20 protein-coding genes are annotated in these 16,454 nt (G+C 67.7%); 9 read left to right on the top strand and 11 right to left on the bottom strand.

The genetic code is table 11. The annotated features are described in order from the left end of the window. The first annotated feature begins 77 nt into the window (after positions 1-77). From xoxF to AACH06_RS02890, 7 genes are all read left to right on the top strand, one after another. Positions 78-1,898, top strand: coding sequence for a PQQ-dependent ethylene glycol dehydrogenase XoxF (gene xoxF, locus AACH06_RS02920; protein WP_341424095.1), 1,821 nt, complete (start codon positions 78-80; stop codon positions 1,896-1,898). Between the two features lie 108 nt (positions 1,899-2,006). After that, positions 2,007-2,390, top strand: coding sequence for a c-type cytochrome (locus tag AACH06_RS02915; protein WP_423221975.1), 384 nt, complete (start codon positions 2,007-2,009; stop codon positions 2,388-2,390). Further along, on the top strand, positions 2,387-3,277 hold the full coding sequence (locus AACH06_RS02910) for a substrate-binding domain-containing protein (protein ID WP_341424094.1): 891 nt from the start codon (positions 2,387-2,389) through the stop codon (positions 3,275-3,277). Before AACH06_RS02915 ends, AACH06_RS02910 begins: the two co-directional genes overlap by 4 nt. After that, positions 3,274-3,966 carry a hypothetical protein gene (locus AACH06_RS02905; protein WP_341424093.1) on the top strand — a complete coding sequence of 231 codons (693 nt, stop codon included), beginning with the start codon at positions 3,274-3,276 and terminating at the stop codon, positions 3,964-3,966. Before AACH06_RS02910 ends, AACH06_RS02905 begins: the two co-directional genes overlap by 4 nt. Further along, a complete protein-coding gene (locus AACH06_RS02900; RefSeq protein ID WP_341424092.1) occupies positions 3,963-4,346 on the top strand; it encodes a hypothetical protein in 384 nt (127 codons plus the stop codon). Before AACH06_RS02905 ends, AACH06_RS02900 begins: the two co-directional genes overlap by 4 nt. A 5-nt stretch (positions 4,347-4,351) precedes the next feature. Beyond that, complete coding sequence (locus AACH06_RS02895; RefSeq protein WP_341424091.1) at positions 4,352-5,341, top strand: YVTN family beta-propeller repeat protein; 990 nt, start codon at positions 4,352-4,354, stop codon at positions 5,339-5,341. After that, positions 5,338-5,880: an SRPBCC family protein gene (locus tag AACH06_RS02890; protein WP_341424090.1), complete on the top strand. Its 543-nt coding sequence runs from the start codon at positions 5,338-5,340 to the stop codon at positions 5,878-5,880. The genes AACH06_RS02895 and AACH06_RS02890 overlap by 4 nt, the downstream gene beginning before the upstream one ends. A gap of 23 nt (positions 5,881-5,903) precedes the next feature. Here AACH06_RS02890 and pqqE read toward each other — a convergent pair whose 3' ends face one another. The 5 genes from pqqE to pqqA all read right to left on the bottom strand — a co-directional run bounded on the left by pqqE (position 5,904) and on the right by pqqA (position 9,424). After that, a complete protein-coding gene (gene pqqE / locus AACH06_RS02885; RefSeq protein WP_341424089.1) occupies positions 5,904-7,064 on the bottom strand; it encodes a pyrroloquinoline quinone biosynthesis protein PqqE in 1,161 nt (386 codons plus the stop codon). Then, on the bottom strand, positions 7,061-7,336 hold the full coding sequence (gene pqqD, locus AACH06_RS02880) for a pyrroloquinoline quinone biosynthesis peptide chaperone PqqD (RefSeq protein ID WP_341424088.1): 276 nt from the start codon (positions 7,334-7,336) through the stop codon (positions 7,061-7,063). The genes pqqE and pqqD overlap by 4 nt, the downstream gene beginning before the upstream one ends. Next, positions 7,333-8,079, bottom strand: a complete 747-nt coding sequence (gene pqqC / locus AACH06_RS02875; RefSeq protein WP_341424087.1) for a pyrroloquinoline-quinone synthase PqqC — start codon at positions 8,077-8,079, stop codon at positions 7,333-7,335. Before pqqC ends, pqqD begins: the two co-directional genes overlap by 4 nt. Before the next feature lie 19 nt (positions 8,080-8,098). After that, a complete protein-coding gene (pqqB, locus tag AACH06_RS02870; RefSeq protein WP_341424086.1) occupies positions 8,099-9,019 on the bottom strand; it encodes a pyrroloquinoline quinone biosynthesis protein PqqB in 921 nt (306 codons plus the stop codon). 330 nt (positions 9,020-9,349) lie between these two features. Then, on the bottom strand, positions 9,350-9,424 hold the full coding sequence (gene pqqA / locus AACH06_RS30155) for a pyrroloquinoline quinone precursor peptide PqqA (RefSeq protein WP_423221979.1): 75 nt from the start codon (positions 9,422-9,424) through the stop codon (positions 9,350-9,352). A gap of 217 nt (positions 9,425-9,641) precedes the next feature. Between pqqA and AACH06_RS02865 the strand changes: the two genes are divergently transcribed. Both AACH06_RS02865 and AACH06_RS02860 read left to right on the top strand, forming a co-directional pair. Beyond that, positions 9,642-10,991, top strand: a complete 1,350-nt coding sequence (locus AACH06_RS02865) for a HAMP domain-containing protein (protein ID WP_341424085.1) — start codon at positions 9,642-9,644, stop codon at positions 10,989-10,991. Then, a complete protein-coding gene (locus AACH06_RS02860; protein ID WP_341424084.1) occupies positions 10,988-11,617 on the top strand; it encodes a response regulator in 630 nt (209 codons plus the stop codon). The genes AACH06_RS02865 and AACH06_RS02860 overlap by 4 nt, the downstream gene beginning before the upstream one ends. Before the next feature lie 65 nt (positions 11,618-11,682). On the opposite strand, the gene AACH06_RS02855 is transcribed toward AACH06_RS02860, so the two are convergent. The 6 genes from AACH06_RS02855 to AACH06_RS02830 all read right to left on the bottom strand — a co-directional run bounded on the left by AACH06_RS02855 (position 11,683) and on the right by AACH06_RS02830 (position 16,429). Continuing rightward, positions 11,683-12,033 (bottom strand): copper-binding protein, encoded by a 351-nt coding sequence (locus AACH06_RS02855; protein ID WP_341424083.1) that lies wholly within the window; start codon positions 12,031-12,033, stop codon positions 11,683-11,685. Positions 12,034-12,110: 77 nt separating this feature from the next. Continuing rightward, positions 12,111-12,656 carry a cupredoxin domain-containing protein gene (locus AACH06_RS02850; protein ID WP_341424082.1) on the bottom strand — a complete coding sequence of 182 codons (546 nt, stop codon included), beginning with the start codon at positions 12,654-12,656 and terminating at the stop codon, positions 12,111-12,113. Between the two features lie 40 nt (positions 12,657-12,696). After that, positions 12,697-14,082, bottom strand: a complete 1,386-nt coding sequence (locus tag AACH06_RS02845) for a multicopper oxidase family protein (RefSeq protein WP_341424081.1) — start codon at positions 14,080-14,082, stop codon at positions 12,697-12,699. Between the two features lie 14 nt (positions 14,083-14,096). Continuing rightward, a complete protein-coding gene (locus AACH06_RS02840; protein ID WP_341424080.1) occupies positions 14,097-15,497 on the bottom strand; it encodes a TolC family protein in 1,401 nt (466 codons plus the stop codon). Next, the gene (locus AACH06_RS02835; RefSeq protein ID WP_341424079.1) at positions 15,494-15,868 is read right to left on the bottom strand and encodes a hypothetical protein; all 375 of its coding nucleotides are present in this window, start codon (positions 15,866-15,868) and stop codon (positions 15,494-15,496) included. Before AACH06_RS02835 ends, AACH06_RS02840 begins: the two co-directional genes overlap by 4 nt. Positions 15,869-15,964: 96 nt before the next feature. Beyond that, a complete protein-coding gene (locus AACH06_RS02830) occupies positions 15,965-16,429 on the bottom strand; it encodes a hypothetical protein (protein ID WP_341424078.1) in 465 nt (154 codons plus the stop codon). Positions 16,430-16,454 lie beyond the last annotated feature (25 nt).

Raw genomic sequence — 16,454 nt, 5'->3', positions numbered from 1 at the left:
GGGTGCCACGGGTGCCAGCCGTTGCAGGCATGGCGTCGCGAGGCCGGGCTCCGGTCACTTCAACAAGGAGACAAGCAATGCGCAAATCTGGGCAATCTCGCCGGCCCGCCTGGTCGCGTTTGTGGTTGGCCGTGCTGGCCCTGCCGAGCCTGACCCTCGCGAACGCGGATGTGGAGAAGAACATCGCCAACGAGAAGAACTGGGCGATGCAGGCTGGAGACATGTACAACCAGCGGTACAGCAAGCTCAAGCAGATCAACACCGGCAACGTCGGCAAGATGCAGGTCGCGTGGACCTTCTCCACCGGCGTGCTGCGCGGCCACGAAGGATCGCCGCTGGTGGTCGACGGCATGATGTACCTGCACTCGCCGTTCCCGAACAAGGTCTTCGCGATCGATCTGGACACCCAGAAGATCAAGTGGAAGTACGAGCCGAAGCAAGACCCGGCCGTGATCCCGCAGATGTGCTGCGACACCGTCAACCGCGGCCTCGCCTACGCCGAGGGCAAGGTCATCCTGCAACAGGCCGACTCGATGCTGGTGGCGCTCGACGCGAAGACCGGCAAGCTGGTGTGGCAGACGAAGAATGGCGACCCGAAGCTCGGGGCCGTGAACACCAACGCGCCGCACGTCTTCAAAGACAAGGTCATCACCGGCATCTCGGGTGGTGAATGGGGTGTGCGCGGCTTCATCGCCGCCTACAACCTGTCAGACGGCAAGCTGGCCTGGAAGGGCTTCAGCACCGGTCCCGATGCCGAGATGCTGATGGACCCTGACAAGACCATGACCTGGACCGACGGCAAGATGGCGCCGGTGGGCAAGGACTCGTCGCTCAAGACCTGGAAGGGCGACCAGTGGAAGACCGGCGGCGGCACCACCTGGGGCTGGTACAGCTACGACAAGGCGCTGAACCTGATGTACTACGGGACGGGCAACCCCTCGACCTGGAACCCTTCGCAGCGGCCCGGCGACAACAAGTGGTCGATGACCATCTGGGCCCGCGACGTCGACACCGGCATGGCCAAGTGGGTCTACCAGATGACGCCGTTCGACGAGTGGGACTTCGACGGCATCAACGAGATGATCCTGGCCGACATCGACGTGAAGGGCAAGCCCACCAAGGCGCTGGTGCACTTCGACCGCAACGGCTTCGCCTATACCATGGACCGGGTCACCGGCGCCCTGCTGGTGGCCGAGAAGTACGACCCGCAGGTCAACTGGGCGACGCACGTCGACATGAAGACCGGCCGGCCGCAGGTGGTGTCGAAGTACTCGACCGCGCAGAACGGCCCCGACGTCAACACCAAGGGCATCTGCCCTGCGGCGCTTGGCAGCAAAGACCAGCAGCCCGCGGCGTATGACCCGGAGACCAAGCTCTTCTACGTGCCGACGAACCACGTCTGCATGGACTACGAGCCGTTCAAGGTCGAGTACACCGCAGGTCAGCCGTACGTCGGCGCCACGCTGTCGATGTTCCCGGCGCCCAACAGCCACGGCGGCATGGGCAACTACATCACCTGGAACGCGGGCACCGGCAAGATCGTTCAGAGCAAGGCCGAGAAGTTCTCGGTGTGGTCCGGCGCGCTGAACACGGCCGGCGGCCTCAGCTGCTACGGCACGCTGGAGGGCTACCTGAAGTGCGTGGACAAGAAGAACATCGAGAAAGAGCTCTTCAAGTTCAAGACGCCCTCCGGGATCATCGGCAACGTGTTCACCTACGAGCACAAGGGCAAGCAGTACATGGGCGTGTTCTCGGGCATCGGTGGCTGGGCCGGCATCGGCATGGCCGCAGGCCTGGACAAGGACACGGACGGCCTGGGCGCCGTGGGCGGCTACCGCGAACTGAACCAGTACACCGAACTGGGTGGTTCGCTGACGGTGTTCGCCCTGCCGAACTGATGCAACAACCGATGCGCATCAGGCCGAACACGGCTGAGGCCTGAGCCAAGCCGGGGGGTGGCGCTTGCGGGCGTCGTCCCCCCTGCTTTCTTTGTGGATGACCAAAACATGCTTCGAGTGATTCTCTGTGGGTGGCTGGGCGTGATGGCCGCGACGACCCAGGCGGCCGAGCCGCCGCTCTACACCGTGGAAGAAGGCTACAAGGTGGACCAGGAAACGATGAAGGGTTTCCGCACCTGGCGACAGGCGGCCTGCGACCGCTGTCACGGCGCCAACCAGGAAGGGCTCGTCGGTCCCTCGCTGGTCAACAGCCTGAAGACGCTCACCAAGGATGAATTCATCAAGACCGTGCGGGACGGCCGCCTGGAGAAGGGCATGCAGAGCTTCGGCAACAGCCCGGTGGTGATGGACAACATCAACCAGCTCTACGCCTACCTGAAGGGCCGCTCCGACGGTGCGATCACCCGCGCCAAGGTGGAGCAACTGCCATGACCCGCTTCGCCGCCGCCCGAAGGCTCTTCGCCGTGGTGATGGCCGCGGCCGTGGGCTGGTCGCTGTCGACCGCCACGTTCGCGCAAGACGCGGCCAAGCCCGATGCGCCCAAGCCGCGCACCGCGCTGCGCGTGTGCCAGGACCCGAACAACCTGCCCTTCTCCAGCACCGGCGGCGAGGGTTTCGAGAACCAGATCGCCGAAGTCTTCGGCAAGGCCCTGGGCCTGCCGGTGTCGTACTACTCGTTTCCGCAGCGCATGGCCTTCATCCGCAACACGCTGCGCTACAAGCTGCCCGGCGCCGACTACCCGTGCGACATCGTGATCAGCGTGCCGGTGGGCTTCGACCAGGTCTCGGTCACCAAGCCGTACTACCGCTCGACCTATGCGCTGGTCTATCCACGCGGGCGCGGCCTGGACGGCGTGACCTCCAGCGAAGACTTTCTTCGGCTCGGCCCCGAGAAGCTCAACCAGCTTCGCATCGGCATCTACGACCGATCGCCTGCCTCGGACTGGCTGAGCCGCCATGGCCTGGTGGAGCGCGGCGTGCCCTACGCCATGCTCAATGCCGATCCGCAGCAGTACCCCGGCGAGATCATCGAAAAAGACCTCGCGGCCGGCAAGCTGGACGTGGCCATCGTCTGGGGGCCCATCGCCGGGTACTTCGCCCAGCGCGTGAAAAGCCCGCAACTGGTGGTGGTGCCGATGAAGTCGGAGCCCGGCATCCGGCTCGACTACCAGATGGCCATGGGCGTGCGCTACGGCGAGCGCGAGTGGAAGCAGCAGGTGGAGTCGCTGATCGAATCGCGCATGCCCGAGATCCAGGCCATCCTGAAATCTTACGGTGTGCCGCTGGTGGACGAGTCGTACTCCGCGGCGCAGCCATGACCCGGCCCCTGCTGCATCGGCTGGCGCTGTGGCTGGCCGTGGCGCTCCCGGCACCTGGCGCCTGCCTCGCGGCGGATGATTTCTCCGAGGCCGAGCAGGCGCTGTTCATCGACCCACAGCTCGCGGGCGTGTCGCCGCCTGCCACGCTGCACTACCGCTACCGCAAATCCGGCACGCTGGAGGCAGGCTTCGATGACGACGTCAACGTCACTTTGAGCCGGCAGCCCGACGGCAGTTGCTGCCTCGCGCACACCGAGTTCCTGTCGCCGACGAGGCGGGTGCAGTTGCCCGACATCGAATCCGCCCAAGGCAACCCGGTGATCCTGAGCTTTCTGGAACGCGACATCCACGAGATGCAGCGCCTCACCAAGGGCCAGCACAACTACTTCCGCAAACGCATCCGCATGGCTGTCTACGAAGGCGCCACGATCCGCGAGCTGAAGCGGCCCTACCGCGATGGCCAGGTCACCGTTCGCGAAATCAGCATCGCGCCGTACCTCGACGACCCGATGCGGTCGCGCTTCGAGACACTGGCGGGCAAGCGGTATGTGTTCTCGCTGTCGAAAGAAGTGCCCGGCGGGGTGTATGCGCTGCGCAGTTGGGTGGCGGCCGAAGCGCAGGGCGCCGAGCCGCTGCTCGTCGAAGAACTTCAAGCCGACGGCGTCCCACCGACGCCGCGCGAACCATGATGCACACGCCCACCCGTTTTCATCGCCTGCTGGGCTCGACGCTGGCCACGAGCGCCGCGCTGATCGCCGCCGCGCCGGCCCGCGCCAACGACTTCCCCACGATCGACCGCGTGCTCTATGTGCAGGACTGCATGCGCGCCCATCCCGGTCCGTACTACGAGATGGTCAACAAATGCTCGTGCGCGCTCGACAAGATGGCCAGCGAAGTGAAGTACGACGACTACGTCACGATGACGACCGTGGTCAACGCGATGACGATCGGCGGCGAGCGTGGCGGCGAGCTGCGCGACAACGAAACCGTCAAGCCGCAGGTCTCGCGCTACCGCGAGCTGCAGGCGCGCGTGAAGCAGGCCTGCTTCATCCAGCCAGGACCCAAGTAGACAGCATGGCCCACGCGCGCTTGCGGCGCTCGCCGTGCTGCAGCCCACCTCGCGTGCTGGCGGGCCTGCTGGCCGGGCTCGCGATGTCGGCCGGCTGTGCGGCGCCGTTCGCCTACATCACCAACCAAGGCAGCCATGACGTCTCGGTGATCGATCTCGCCACCGACACGGTGGTGGCCTCGGTGCCCGTGGGCCGGTCGCCCGCGGGGGTGGTGGCCTCCAGCGGCGGCGGCCGGGTGTACGTGTCGAACCCCGACAGCCGGACGATCTCGGTGATCGACATGCGGCGCCAGTCGGTGGTCGCCACCTGGCCCGCCGGCGACGGCCCGGTGGGCCTCGACGCCTCACCCGATGGCCGCCTGCTGGCCGTGGCCGACTGGTTCGGCCAGCGGCTGCTGCTGATCGACACCTTGGCGCCCGAACGAGCCTATGGCGAGGTGCCGCTCGGGCGCGCGCCGGCCGGCGTGGCGGTGGCGCCCGACGGCCGCACGGTCTACGTCGCCGAGCGCGACGACGACCGCATCGCGGTGGTCGATGTCGTGCAGCGCCGCGTGCTGGGCCGCATCCCCGCGGGCCAGCACCCGTTCGCCCTGCTGCTGGATCCCGAGCGTGATCGGCTCTACGCCTTGAATGTGATGAGCAACGATGTCACCGTGATCGACACCCGGCAGCGCACCGGCATCGCCACCGTGCCGGTAGGACGCGCGCCTTACGGCGCAGCCCTCGCCGCCGGCGGCGAGCTGCTCTACATCACCAACCAGCATGCCGACACGGTGAGTGTCATCGACACCCGCCACCTGGCGGTGGTGAAGACGCTCGACGGTTTCGGCTACCCGGAAGGCGTGGCAGCCCATGCCGACCGGGTGTACGTCGTCAACTGGATGGACGACAACGTCAGCGTGCTCGATGCCCGCTCGGGCCGCACGCTCACCCACATCGCCACCGGCCGCAACAGCCGTGGCTTTGGCTCCTTCATCGGCAACCCTGTCCCATGACCCACCCCCACCCCACCCTCGCTCGCCGCGCCTTCGCGATCACCGTCCTCGCCGGCTTCTGCCTGCCCACCCTGGCCCACGGCCCCACCCGTCAGAAGGTGGTTGAAGAAATCACCATCGACGCGCCCGCATCGGCGGTGTGGGCGCGCATCCGCAATTTCGATGCACTGAAAGACTGGCACCCCGCCGTGGCCGAGAGCCCGGCCGATCAGGGCAACACCGAAGGCTCAGTGCGGCGGCTGAAGCTGCGCGACGGTGGCGAGCTGACGGAAACGCTGGAGAGCTACGACGACGCGAAGATGCGCTACAGCTACCGCGCGAAAGACGGCGGTGCCCTGCCGGTGACCAACTACACCTCGACGATCAGCGTGCGTGCTGAGGGCGCCAAGAGCATCGTCGAATGGCGTGGCGCCTTCTACCGCGGCTACCCCAACAACGACCCGCCGCCCGACAAGAACGACGAGGCCGCCGTGCGCGCCGTCACGGGCGTCTACCAGAGTGGTCTGGCCCAGCTGAAGAAGCTGGTCGAAGCAAAGTAGGGCCTACCGCCACAGCGGGCGGATCAGCCCGCCGTGTCGGCTGCCGCCTCGCGCGCCAGGCGGCGCGACTGTGCCGGATCGCGGAAGACCAGCGGGTGCTCGATGACGGCGTCGCCGCCGCGCTCGGCCTGCGCCACCGCCTCTTGCACCAGCGCGTGGTGCGGGCTCTTGGGGCAGACGGGGTCGGCCGCGGCCGGGTCGTTGGCGATCAGGTAGGCCTGGCAGCGGCAGCCACCCAGGTCTTGCTCGCGTTGGTCGCAGCTGGCGCAGGGCTGCTTCATCCAGCCGGTGCCACGGTAGCGGTTGAAGCCCTCGCTGTCGAACCAGATGTCGCGCACGCTGTGCTCGCGCACATTCGGGAACGCGAGGCCTGGCAGCATCTTGGCGGTGTGGCAGGGCAGCGCGGTGCCGTCCGGCGTCACCGTGAGAAAGGTGCTGCCCCAACCGTTCACGCATTTCTTGGGCTTGCCGTCGTGATAGTCCGGTGCCACGAAGAACAGCCTCATCCGGCTGGCCAGCTTTTCGCGCCATTCGTTGGTCACCGCCTCGGCCCGCTGCAGTTGCTGGCGCGTGGGCAGCAGTTGCTGCCGGTTCACGAACGCCCACGAGTAGTACTGGGTGTTGGCCAGCTCGATGTACTCGGCACCCAGCTCGTCGGCCAACGCGATGATGCGGTCGATGTGATCGATGTTGTAGCGGTGAAGCACCACGTTCATCACCATCGGCCAGCCCTGGCTCTTGATGATCTGCGCCACGCGGCGCTTGAGCTCGAAGGTCTTGGCGTGCGAGAGAAAGTCGTTCATCTCGCGCGTTGAATCCTGGAACGACAGCTGCACGTGGTCGAGCCCCGCGGCCTTCAAGGCCTGGGCCCGCTCCGCGGTGAACCCGACGCCCGAGGTGAGCAGGTTGGTGTAGTAGCCCAGGCGCCTCGCCTCGGCCACGATCACCTCGAGGTCGTCGCGCAGCAGCGGCTCTCCGCCCGACAGCCCACACTGCACCGCGCCCAGCTCGCGCCCTTCGCGCAGCACGCGCAGCCAGTCTTCGGTCGACAGCTCCTGGGTCTGCTCGGCGAAATCGATCGGGTTGTAGCAGAACACGCAGTGCAGCGGGCACCGGTAGGTCAACTCGGCCAGCAGCCACAACGGGGGGCCGGGGCGAGGTGGAGCCGAGGCTGGCGTGTTCACGACCACACCAGCCACCCCTGCTTCGAGGCCATCTCCATGAACGCCTCCACATCGGGGCGCAGGCCCTGCGTCTGGAACGCTTGCTCCAGGCTTTGCACGATGGCGGCCAGCTCGCTTTGCCCATCGCACCGCTTCATGATCTCGCCCGCGCTGCCATTGAGCTTGACCATGCCCTCGGGGTACAGCAGCACATGCGCCTCCTGCGCCGGCTCCCATTGCAGCCGAAAGCCCGGGCCCACCCGCGGCTGGCTGGTGTCGGTCAAAAGGTTCATGCCTGCACTCCGTACTTCAGCGCCATCGCATCGTTCATCGCCCAGAGGATGTCGAGCTTGAATTGCAGCACCTCCAGCGCACGCTCTTGCTGGGCGCGTGTGGTGAAGTGGTCGAGTGTCACGGCCAGGCCCTGCTCGACATCACGGCGTGCCTGGCTGACCCGGTTGCGAAAGTAGGCCAGGCCTTCGGGCTCGATCCACCGGTAGTGGTCGGGCCAGGTGGCCAGGCGCTGCTTGTGGATCTCAGGCGCGAACAGCTCGGTGAGCGACGAACACACCGCCTCCTGCCACGGCGCCCGGCGCGCGAAGTTCACATACGCATCCACGGCGAAGCGCAGCGCCGGCAGCACGTGGCGCTGGTCCAGCACCTCTTCGCGGGTGAGGCCCACCGCCAGCGCGAGCCGCAGCCAGGCCTCGATGCCCCCCTCGTCCTTGATGCCGCCGATCTCGAAACCGTCGTGGTCGAGGATGCGTTGCACCCAGCCGCGCCGCACCTCGCGATCCGGGCAGTTCGACATCACGGCAGCGTCTTTCACCGGAATCGCGATCTGGTAGTAGAAGCGGTTCGCCACCCAACCACGGATCTGCTCCGGCGTCGCGCGCCCGGTGTTGAGCATCACATTGAACGGGTGGTGGATGTGGTACGAGCGGCCCCGCTCGCGAAGCCGAGCTTCGAATTCCACTCGGCTCCAAGGCGTGGTGCGGTCGTCAGCCACCAGGGGTTTGTCGGACAAGGCGGGCATGGGTGAAAGCCTCTCAGCCTCAGATCTGGATCAGCATCCCGTCCTCGCAGACGTCGATGCGGTGCTGGCGCAGCACGGCGCGCTCGTCTGAGTCTTCATCGAGGATGGGGTTGGTGTTGTTGATGTGGATGAGCAGCCGCCGGGTGCGCGCCGGCAGCCGATCGAGCCACTCGATCATGCCGCCGGGGCCTGATTGCGCCAGGTGGCCAATGTCGCGCGCGGTCTTCTGGCTGAGCCCGAGGCGGATCATCTCGTCGTCCGTCCAAAAGGTGCCGTCGACCAGCACCGCGTCAGCCCCGGCCATCGCATCGAACACCGGCGGCGTGATCTCGCCCAGCCCCGGCGCATAGAAGGCGCTGCGGCCCGTACGGCGGTCGGTGATCAGCATGCCGATGTTGTCGCCGGGCACCGATTGCTCGCGGTGCGGCGAATAGGGGGCAGCCTTGCTCGACAGCGGCATGGCCCGGAAACCGAGCCCTGCCACGCCCGGGATCTCGAACGTGCCGCCATCGATGGCGATGCGGTGGCGGTCGACCCCGCAATAGTGGCCCAGCACGCGCAGGATGGGGTTGCCCTGGCGAAGGTCTTCTTCCACCGGGTCGGTGCACCACAGGGGCAGCGGCGAGCCACGCTCGCGCAGCATGAACAAGCCGGTCGCGTGGTCGATCTGCCCGTCCATCAGCACCACCGCCGCGATGGCGGTGTCGCGGATCGCTCGGGCCGGTTGCAGCGCCGGCTGGCTGCGGATCTGCTCCAGGATGTCTGGCGAGGCATTGAAGAGCACGCCGTCCACCCCGCCCTCGGGGGCGATGAAGATCGACGACTGGGTGCGGCGCTGCGCCCGAATGCGGCCCAACCGCACGCCGTCGCACAGGCGGCAGTTGCAGTTCCATTGCGGGAAGCCACCGCCAGCGGCTGAGCCCAGGATCGTGATGCGCATGAGAACCCCGCCGGTTGGCCCCCGGGGGCAACCCGGGGGCGGCCTAGTCCAGTGAAACGGAGAAACCGGATGTTCGTGGGCGCCTGCCAGTGGCGCAATCAAGGCGCCAAGCGCAGCCGGGTTGGACACCCGGCGAGCATTGGCAACGCCGAGTGCGACGCTGGCAGGCGCCCACCCTTCGGGCCGGTGCCTGGCAGGGCGCGCCGCGGCGTTGCGGCCCTTGCCCAGGCGTACAGCCTGGGCTGCGGGCCGCGCCTTGCCGCGCACCCTGCCAAACACCGGCGAACATTCGATTTCTCCGTTTCACTGGACTAGTCTCAGCCTCTCGCGTCAGCGAGCTGCCGCGTACATCGAGATTTCGAAGCCGAGGCGATAGTCGATGGCCACAGGGGTTTGCCAGGTCATTGCAGGTCTCCTTCACGAGGTGGCGCGCCAGCCGGTTGGCTGAAGCGGGGAGGCATCGCTCCCGTGGCGCATCCTCGCCCGGTGCCCATTCGCCGCACAGGGCCCGAATCATGATTCCGGCCTCATGATTTTCATGAATCCCCACCGCCCCGCCCTCGCGCACTCGCGCGGGAGGCTTCGGCCGATACCATCGGTGTGTGTCTGCCTTGCCCGCCTCATGACCCTGCGGCTGAAGATCAACCTGATCGTCGGCGCGCTCACCGTGCTGTTCGCCGCCTCGGTGGTCGGCCTGCAACTGCGCAGCCTGCGTGAATCGGTGCACGAAGAGGTGCTGACGGCCAATCGCGTTGCCGCGCAGTTGCTCAACCGCACGGCGTGGCGCTACGCGGCGCAGGGCACCCCGGCGATGCTGGCCTTTCTGCAAGGCGTGGGCCGAGTGCGCTCGAACGACATCGAGCTGTTCGATGCGGGGGGCCACAGCCTGTACCGCTCGCCGCCGTCGCCCTACAAGGCCGGCCACAGTGCGCCGGACTGGTTCTCGGCCCTGATCGCCCCGCCGCCGTCGTCGCAGTCCATCGATTTTCCCGACGGCCGATTGGTGATCGCCGCCGATGCGTCGCGCGCTGCGGTAGACGCATGGGACTACATGTGCTGGCTGGCCGGGGGAGCCGCCGTGCTGCTGCTGGTGCTCAATGCGCTGGTCTTCTGGCTGGTGGGGCGAACCACCCGCCCCTTCGGACAGATCGTGCAGGCGCTGCTCCAGGTGCAAGCGGGCCGCTTCGACGTGAGCCTGCCGCCGCTGGCTGGCACCGAAGCCGGCGCCATTGGCCTAGCCTTCAACCACATGGTGCGCGACCTCGACGCCCACATCGAGACTGAGCGGCGGGCGGTACGCGCCGAAATGCAGTTGTCGGACAGCCGCGAGCTCACCCGCTGGATCGAGCAGCATGTCGAGCAAGAGCGCCTGCTGATCGCGCGCGAGCTGCACGACGAACTCGGCCAGTCGGTCACCGCGATCCGCAGCATGGCGCTGTCCATCGCGCAGCGGGTGGGCACGGTGGATCAGCAAGCCGAGCAGGCGGCCCGGCTGATCGCTGATGAGTCGTCACGCCTGTACGACGCGATGCACGGCATCATCCCGCGCCTGACGCCGTTGGTGCTGGACAACTTCGGCCTGGCCGATGCCTTGAACGACCTGGTCGAGCGCACCCGCCGCCTTCAGCCCGGTGTCCAGATCGAGCTGCAGATCGACCTGGGCGCGGCCAGCCTGCCCGCCGAGCTGGCACTGACGCTCTACCGTGCCGCCCAAGAGGGCATCACCAATGCGCTTCGGCATGGGCAGGCCCGCCACCTGCAGCTCTCGCTCACCACCCGACCCGGCCACGTCTGCCTCACCTTGCAAGACGACGGCCAGGGCCTGGCCCCAGACTGGCAGCGCCGCACCGGCCACTACGGCCTGCGCTGGCTCGGCGAGCGGGCCGAGGCCCTGGGCGGCCGGCTCGATGTGGAACCCTGCTCGCCCCATGGGGTGCTGTTGCGCCTGTGTGCGCCCTTGGAGAACGAATGATCCGCGTGATGCTCGTGGACGACCATGCCCTTGTCCGCATGGGATTTCGCATGCTGCTGACCGATGCCCAGGTGGAGGTGGTGGCCGAATTGCAGACCGGCGAGCAGGCCTGCACCGAATACGGCCGGGTGAAGCCCGACGTGGTGGTCATGGACCTGTCCATGCCCGGCATGGGCGGCCTGGAAGCCGTGCGTCGACTGATCGCCCAAGACCCCAAGGCCCGCATCCTCGCGCTGTCGGCGCACGAGGACACGGCCCACCCTCGCCGGGTGCTGAAGGCTGGCGCGCTCGGCTACCTGACCAAACGCAGCGCACCAGACGCCCTCATCGCCGCCGTGACCGCCGTGGCGGCGCATGAGGCCTATGTCGATGCCCAGACCGCCCGGGCCCTCGCCATGGCCCAGGTGAAGGGCGACACCAACCCGACCGAAGCCCTGAGCGAGCGCGAGTTCTCGGTGTTTCTGCAACTCGCCCGCGGCCAAACCGTGGCCCAGATCGCCGACAACCTGAAGCTCTCGCCCAGCACCGTGGGCACCCACCTGTACCACATCAAGCAAAAACTCGGCGCCAACAACCAGTCCGAGCTGACGCTGGTGGCGCTGCAGTGGGGGCTGATCCAGATCTGAGCGGCTCGGCGCAGGAGCTCGGTGCAGGAGCTCGGCGCATCAGCTCGTCGCAGCGGCTCGTCGCATCAACGCGCTGCGGGCTGCATCGCCGTCACGGTGATGGCGCCATTCACGCGATCGGCGGCGAAGCGCACCCGGTCGCCGGCCTTGAGCCCGTCCAGCATCTTCGGGTCGGCCACCTTGAACACCATGGTCATCGGCGGCATCTCCAGGCTTGCGATCGGCCCATGTTTCAGTGTGATCTTGCCCTGCTCCCGGTCGACCTTGCGGACCTCGCCGTCGGACAGGGCCAGCGGCGCGGCCGCGCTGGACGCAGAAGGCGTGGGCGGCGTGGCGGGGTCGCCGCCCGGCGCCTGGGCGTGCGCGCCGCCGGCCAGAGTGAGCGCAGCGCTCAGACAATGACGAAGAATCAACATGAGAGTGGGTACCCGAGAACGTTTGAAAGGTGGCGTGTGAAAGGTGAAGTGGCCGCCCGCGGGCGGCCGTGCTGCCGTTACTGGACGTCGACCGAGCCCACCATGCCGGCCTCGAAATGCCCGGGCTGCAGACAGGCGAACTGGAAGCGACCCGCCTGGGTGAACTGCCACACGATTTCGCCGGTCGCGCCCGGCTTGACATGGGCCATGTTCGGGTCGGCGTGTTCCATGTCCGGGAACTTCTTCATCAGCTCAGCGTGTTCCTTCAGCGCCTCGACGGTGCCAAGCACCATCTCGTGCAGCACCTTGCCGCCGTTGTGCACGACAAAGCGCACGGTTTGACCGCGCTTGATCGTCACTTGGGCGGGCGTGAACCGCATCGAATCGGCCATGTCCACCCGAATCGTCCGCACCACCTTCTTCGGATCGCCTTCGCGGCCGAAGGCCGTGTCGTCGACCTGGCGTGGGTCGTAGCTGCGTGGAGCGGCGTGGTCTTCATTGCCATGCGCTTGAGCTGGGGCCAACGGCGCCAGCCAGGCGGCCACCGCCAGTGCCCATGCCAAGGCTCGAACTGGGCCTGATGCAGGAGACGAAGCAGCTGCCGTGGGCAAGGTCTTGTTCATGAAAGCTCCTGAAGTTTCGATAGGCGCCCGGTGGGCCCTGTCAGTGACCGGAATGGCCAGCGTGGCCCTCGTGGGCACCCGGCTTGCGAACCTGCAGCGTCTGCGCATCGGCCTCGGGTGCTGCCGCCCGGGCGGGCGCCTCCAGCTCGGCGGTGTACTCGCTGGCGAGCGTGCCGGCCGGGTGCTGGTACGGGCCGGGGTCGGTGTAGTCACCACGCTTCACGTGGTCCCGGACCTTCACGACGCTGAACATGCCGCCCATGCCGACAGGCCCGAACGGCCCCTGGCCCGTCATCATCGGCAAGGTGTTGTCAGGCAGCGGCATCTCCATCTCGGCCATGTCGTGCATGCCCCGGTCACCCATCACCATGTAATCGGGGATCAAGCCGGTGATCTTCTCAACGACATCGCGGTGATCCACGCCGATCATCGTGGGCACCCCGTGCCCCATCGCATTCATCGTGTGGTGGCTTTTGTGGCAGTGGATGGCCCAGTCGCCGGCCAGCGCGTCGAATTCGAAGGCCCGCATCTGGCCCACCGCCACGTCGGTGGTCACCTCGGGCCAGCGGGCCGACTTCGGCACCCAGCCGCCGTCGGTCCCCGTCACCTCGAAGTGCGGCCCGTGCATGTGGATCGGGTGGTTGGCCATGGTCAGGTTGCCGACGCGGATGCGCACCCGATCACCCGTGCGTGCCACGAACGGATCGATGCCGGGGAACGCGCGGCTGTTCCAGGTCCACAAGTTGAAATCGAGCATCGTGTTGACGCGCGGCGTCGCACTGCCCGGCTCGATGTCGTAGGCGTTGAGGATGAAGCCGAAGTCGCGGTCCACCCGGTGTTGCCTCGGGTCTTTCGGGTGGATGATGAACAGGCCCATCATGCCCATCGCCATCTGCACCATCTCGTCGGCATGCGGGTGGTACATGTGGGTGCCGGGGCGTTGCAGCACGAACTCGTACATGAAGGTCTTGCCCACGCCGATGGGCGGCTGCGTCAACCCCGTCACGCCGTCCATGCCCGACGGCAGCAGGATGCCGTGCCAATGCACCGACGTGACCTCGGGCAGATTGTTGGTGACGAAGATGCGCACCCGGTCGCCCTCGACCGCCTCGATCGTCGGCCCCGGGCTGGAGCCGTTGTAGCCCCAGAGGTTGGCCTTCATGCCCGGCGCGATCTCGCGCACGACCGGCTCGGCCACCAGGTGGAACTCCTTGACGCCGTCTTTCATGCGCCACGGCAGCGACCAGCCATTGAGCGTGACGAGCGGCTGGAAGGGGCGGCCGTTGGCGGGGGGCGGTGGCGGCTGCGTGGCGGCAGAGGTGCTCACCGCCGCCTCGGGCAGCAGCGCCGCTCCGGCGCGGCTCACCCCGGCCGCGCCCAGCAGCGTCGCACCGGCGGCACGGAAGAAATGTCTGCGTTGGTTCATGGTGCTGGTCTTCTTCAATGGCCGGCGGGTGATGCCGACATCGGGGCCTGGCCGGCGCCGACGGCACTGCTGCCCCCTGGCGATCGGCCGGTGAGCGCGGTCTGCAGGTTCGTCTCGGCGATCCAGTAGTCGCGCAGCGCATTCACCGCGCCGACGACGCCGGCGATCTGGTCCTTCGAATCGGCCAGCAGGTCGAAGACGCTGGCGAGCATGCCGTTGTAGCGCAGCAGGTTCTCGTCGGAGATGCGCTTTCGAAGAGGCACCACCTCGTCGCGGTAGTGCCTCGCCAGGTCGTAGGCGGTTCGGTAGGCCGAATACGACTCTCGCACCTCCGAGCGCGCATTCACCGCCACGGCAGCCGTGCGGTTCAGCGCCTGCATGTAGACCGCCTCGGCGCGGGCCGCGCGGGCGCTGCCGAAGTCGAACAAAGGCAGTTCCAGCTCGATCTCATAGCCACGGCTGAGGCTTTCACCGGTGGCGCTCTTGTTCTGGTAGCCCGCGTGGAGCACGTTGACCAGCCGTGTGGCCTTCGTCAACCCGAGCGACCGGGCCGTGGCCTCGGTGGCGCGCTTGGCCATCAGCACGTCCAGGCGCTTGTCGATCGCCGTCTGCTCGGCATCGCGCGGCTCGGCGGGCGCTGCGGGCAGATCGGGTAGCCGCTCGGGAAGGCGAAATTCGAGTTGGTCCCCCGACAAGCCGAGGGCACGCACCAACTGCTCGCGCGCCGCCACCGCCTGGTGCTGGGCGCGTGCGAGCTGCGTCGTGGCGTCCGAGTAGAACGACTGCTCGCGCATCTGGGCCAGCTTGCTGAAGTTGCCGGCCGCCACCATCCGCCGCGCCAGCTCGTTCGAGGCCTCGGCCGCCTGGCGCACCTGCTGGAAATAGCCCACCAGTTGCTGCGCCGTGACCGCCTCATAGAAGGCCCGCCGTGCTTCGGCGGCTGCGCCCACGGTGTCGTAGGCCGCTTGCAACTGGGCCTGCTCGAAGCGCTGCTGTTCGACCTGGCGCGCCAACGGCATCGTGAACACGCTCAGCACGTCGAAGATCACCGCACGATCGATCTCCACCATGCCGTTGCCCGAGAGCCGGCCAAAGCTGAATGATGGATTGGCGATCCGGCCCGCGCGGACCAGATCGGATTCAGCGATCCTCAGCTCGGCGTACCGAGCCTGCAGCTCGCGGCTGTTCAGCAGCGCGATCTCCACCACACTGTCGGCGCTCAGCGGCTGCTGGAGCAGCTCGGCCACTCGCCGATGCGCCGCGTCGACCTGATCGGAGGTCCGTTGGTAGGAGGGCGCGTGACCCACGCGGTCCTTGGCCAATTGATCGACCGCATCGAATCCCCCGTCGGGCGAGAAGGAGGCGCAACCGGCGAGCAAGCTGCCCGCGAGCGCCGTGGCGGTGAGGCGCCTCATCGGTGGCCTCCTGGTGGGTGATGGGGATGTCCGGGCATCGTGTGCATGGGCTGGTGGGCCGGCGGCGCCAATGGGGCGGATCCGGCGGATCCGGCGGGAGCGGCAGGTGTGCCGGGCGCGGCCACCGGCGGCGCGGCCTCTGGCGCGGTGGCCATCGGATGGAGTGCAGCGCGGCCGACGGTGTCGTTCAGGCGGCGCCAGTCGCCCGGGGCCAAGTCTAGAAAGGCGCGGTAGTCGGCGAAGGCCGAGCGGTGGGCCAGAGGCCGCGTGGGCGCCCTCGGGTCTGCCGGGTCAACGCGGCCTTGGGCGAGCGCCAGCAGCGGCAGGCTCGCCGCCATGGCCGCTGCCAGCCGGGAAAGGCTGTGATGCATGGTTCGAAGTCATCCAGTTCACCGGCGCGAGGGGCCGGCCAACGCCCGCGCCGAACGCGCGAGCCCGATCAGGCCTCTCGCGGAGGCCTGGCAGGGTCAGATGCTTCGGGGTGGGCGCTCGGGGCCCTCAGACTGGAAGGTCGGCGCTGGCGCCTGCACGGTGGGGAACACCGCGGCGGCGGGCTCGCGCGGCAGCGGCACCACCGGGGCAGCACTCGGCACGGGAGGCACCGAGCAGCAGGCGGAGCAGAGGTTGCAAGAGTCGGTGCCCGGCGCGCCGTCATGGTGGTGCAACGGGCTGGCAGAACCACCTTCGTGGTGGTGCTCGGGCTGGGCCCCTGCCCCACGGCCTGCATCGTCATGCTGATGGGCATGGTCGTGAGCATCGGCCTCTGTATGGGCCTCGCCATGCGCAGGTGACGCGCCGCCGGCTGCCGGCATGTGGTGCGCAACCACATCGGCGCCCCCATGCGGCGAGCACATCATGGCCGCCGCCATCACGCCCCGCAGGGGGAGCATGGCCGCCAACATCACAAGCAGCAGGACGCGAACGAATCTCACGGCGCAAAGCGTAGCAGATGGATGC

Source organism: Ideonella lacteola (assembly GCF_038066555.1).
Classification (GTDB): domain Bacteria; phylum Pseudomonadota; class Gammaproteobacteria; order Burkholderiales; family Burkholderiaceae_C; genus Ideonella; species Ideonella lacteola.
This window is presented reverse-complemented; position numbering and strand designations above follow the sequence as displayed.

Excerpts from the sequence above, each read along its gene's own strand:
- AACH06_RS02890 (WP_341424090.1), top strand. The coding sequence starts at position 5,338 with ATGACCCACCCCCACCCCACCCTCGCTCGCCGCGCCTTCGCGATCACC.
- AACH06_RS02865 (WP_341424085.1), top strand. The coding sequence starts at position 9,642 with ATGACCCTGCGGCTGAAGATCAACCTGATCGTCGGCGCGCTCACCGTG.
- pqqC (WP_341424087.1), bottom strand. The coding sequence starts at position 8,079 with ATGCCCGCCTTGTCCGACAAACCCCTGGTGGCTGACGACCGCACCACG.
- AACH06_RS02850 (WP_341424082.1), bottom strand. The coding sequence starts at position 12,656 with ATGAACAAGACCTTGCCCACGGCAGCTGCTTCGTCTCCTGCATCAGGC.
- pqqB (WP_341424086.1), bottom strand. The coding sequence starts at position 9,019 with ATGCGCATCACGATCCTGGGCTCAGCCGCTGGCGGTGGCTTCCCGCAA.
- AACH06_RS02835 (WP_341424079.1), bottom strand. The coding sequence starts at position 15,868 with ATGCATCACAGCCTTTCCCGGCTGGCAGCGGCCATGGCGGCGAGCCTG.
- AACH06_RS02900 (WP_341424092.1), top strand. The coding sequence starts at position 3,963 with ATGATGCACACGCCCACCCGTTTTCATCGCCTGCTGGGCTCGACGCTG.
- AACH06_RS02910 (WP_341424094.1), top strand. The coding sequence starts at position 2,387 with ATGACCCGCTTCGCCGCCGCCCGAAGGCTCTTCGCCGTGGTGATGGCC.
- pqqD (WP_341424088.1), bottom strand. The coding sequence starts at position 7,336 with ATGAACCTTTTGACCGACACCAGCCAGCCGCGGGTGGGCCCGGGCTTT.
- xoxF (WP_341424095.1), top strand. The coding sequence starts at position 78 with ATGCGCAAATCTGGGCAATCTCGCCGGCCCGCCTGGTCGCGTTTGTGG.
- AACH06_RS02845 (WP_341424081.1), bottom strand. The coding sequence starts at position 14,082 with ATGAACCAACGCAGACATTTCTTCCGTGCCGCCGGTGCGACGCTGCTG.
- AACH06_RS02915 (WP_423221975.1), top strand. The coding sequence starts at position 2,007 with ATGCTTCGAGTGATTCTCTGTGGGTGGCTGGGCGTGATGGCCGCGACG.
- AACH06_RS02905 (WP_341424093.1), top strand. The coding sequence starts at position 3,274 with ATGACCCGGCCCCTGCTGCATCGGCTGGCGCTGTGGCTGGCCGTGGCG.
- AACH06_RS02855 (WP_341424083.1), bottom strand. The coding sequence starts at position 12,033 with ATGTTGATTCTTCGTCATTGTCTGAGCGCTGCGCTCACTCTGGCCGGC.
- AACH06_RS02840 (WP_341424080.1), bottom strand. The coding sequence starts at position 15,497 with ATGAGGCGCCTCACCGCCACGGCGCTCGCGGGCAGCTTGCTCGCCGGT.
- AACH06_RS02895 (WP_341424091.1), top strand. The coding sequence starts at position 4,352 with ATGGCCCACGCGCGCTTGCGGCGCTCGCCGTGCTGCAGCCCACCTCGC.
- AACH06_RS02860 (WP_341424084.1), top strand. The coding sequence starts at position 10,988 with ATGATCCGCGTGATGCTCGTGGACGACCATGCCCTTGTCCGCATGGGA.